This window comes from Cohnella luojiensis, assembly GCF_004564235.1.
Classification (GTDB): Bacteria; Bacillota; Bacilli; order Paenibacillales; family Paenibacillaceae; genus Cohnella; species Cohnella luojiensis.
This window is the reverse complement of the sequence record NZ_SOMN01000079.1, coordinates 1-2,057: the sequence shown is the minus strand read 5'-3', so window position 1 is coordinate 2,057 and position 2,057 is coordinate 1. Positions and strand designations below refer to the sequence as shown.

The following is a 2,057-nucleotide window of genomic DNA, read 5'->3' as shown; positions in this document are numbered from 1 at the left end:
GGCTTTTTGTGCGCTTGGCAGCGCATCGACTAAGGAGTGAAAGTCTCCAGCATACCGCGAGGTGGCGGAAGTGCATAGCTGACAGGCAGTGCGTAGTCCATGAGGGTGCGTGCGGAGGGCTTGAAGGCAAACTCCGGAACAGACGGCATAACCAAGTTGGCTGGCGAGATCGGATAACCCTGCAAAAAAAGGGAACATCCTATACCACCGTTGATCTCGGAAGTTAAGAGGACTGGATTCGGGGGAAAGTCGATGACGTGACCCAAGGAGATCTCATCGTTTCCGCGAAAGCGGTAAAATGCGAACAAAGCTGTGATGGCTAAGGAGCAATTATGGATGGTGAGAAGTCAGACGTAGGGATAGTAGTGAATAAGCTTGCCGGAAAAGCCGTAATGGCAAGTGAATCGGCGCAGGTGTCGCCGATGCAAGCTCTGACCCAAAAGGCGGGGACTTGATGCGAAGCCCGAAACCGTAGAAGAGAAATGCTGGAGTAATCGCCATGAGCCAGACAGAAGTCGGGGAGCCATGAAGCGCGTAGAACCGAGGTCGAACATAAGGGTAGACCGTCTGGGGCGTAGTACCAACGAACAAACCGGAACACTGCCGCAAGGCTACACGACCGGGACTTGAAGGGAAGCAACACGAGCATGGAGGAACAGACGCAAAGCGTCAGGCGTTTCCGTGAAGGAGTAGAGAACGGTAGGAAACGCAGATGGTATAGCCTAATCGACAAGATATGGGCGACGCCAAACTTGGAGGAAGCCTTCCGAGAGGTCAAACGCAATAAGGGAGCCGCAGGCGTAGATGGAATGACCATTAAAGCATTCGAATCCGGGCTGGAGAGCCATGTACAAGCCCTTCAGCACGCACTGCGGACAAAGACGTACCGATCTAAACCAGTGAAGCGCGTCTACATCCCGAAAGCGGACGGAACACAAAGACCTTTAGGCATTCCTACCGTAGGAGACCGAGTGGTACAAGCGGCGGCAAGGCGAATATTGGAGCCCATCTTTGAAGAGATCTTTCTAGATTGTAGTTTCGGATTCCGACCAGGAAGAAGTGCGCACATGGCACTGCAAAAGATTCGCAAAGACTTGATGGAGGGGTATACCTACGTCATTGATGCGGATTTGAAGTCCTACTTTGACACGATACCGCATGAGAAACTGATTGAGGCAGTACGAGAAGAAGTAGTAGATGGAAGCGTACTAGAATTGATTCGGCGCTTCTTACACGCAGGAGTTCTGGAGAACGGCAGTTTTCACCTGAACGAACTGGGCACACCGCAAGGCGGAGTAATAAGTCCGCTTCTGGCAAACATCTACCTGCATCCGCTAGATAAATTGATGACGGAGCGAGGACACCGAATAACGCGGTACGCTGATGACTTCGTCATTTGCTGTAAGACGCTAAAAGGTGCACAGCGGGTGCTAAAGTCGGTAGTTCAGTTCCTTGAGAAAGAGCTTGGTTTGAAAGTACATCCTGAGAAAACGAAGATAGTGAACAACAGGAAAGAAACATTTGTTTTTCTCGGGTATGTATTCTGGCAGGGAAAAGGAATGTTTCCCTCGGATAAAGCGAAGCAAAAGTTTAAGGAACGCACGAGGGAGATAACGCGCCGAAACCAGACGGTGAATGTGGAACAGCTGGTGAAAAAGAAACTCAATCCGTACCTGCGCGGATGGGGGAATTACTTCGCGCAAGGACAAGGAAAAGCCTTCTTTAGGGAAATGGATGCGTGGATACGTAGGAGACTGCGAGCGGTACAGCTCAGAAGCTGGAGGAAAATCCGCAAACTGCATCGGGAATTAAGGCGCAGAAAATTTACAGGAAAACTTCCGCAGATGAGAATGACCGCTTGGAGGAACTCCCACGGTTTTCACGCACAATATGCTATACCCAATGCTTGGTTCAACGAAATTGGTCTATGTGCGCTAACCGATCTTTACAATGAACTTCATCCCTAGAGGGGATAAATACTGGAAGAGCCGTATGCGTTGACCCGCACGTACGGATCTGTGAGAGGCCCATGCAATTGCGCATGGGCCTACTCGATT

General features: G+C 50.6%; 2 protein-coding genes. One reads left to right on the top strand and one right to left on the bottom strand.

Features of this window, described 5'->3' with window-relative positions:
- Positions 1 to 198, bottom strand: a 198-nt coding sequence (locus E2980_RS24505; RefSeq protein WP_205700022.1) for a hypothetical protein, incomplete at its 3' end; no start/stop codon positions are given.
- Positions 199 to 752: 554 nt separating this feature from the next.
- On the opposite strand from E2980_RS24505, the gene ltrA reads away from it, so the two are divergent.
- Positions 753 to 1,967, top strand: coding sequence for a group II intron reverse transcriptase/maturase (gene ltrA, locus E2980_RS23760; protein ID WP_240703177.1), 1,215 nt, complete (start codon positions 753 to 755; stop codon positions 1,965 to 1,967).
- Positions 1,968 to 2,057: the final 90 nt, after the last annotated feature.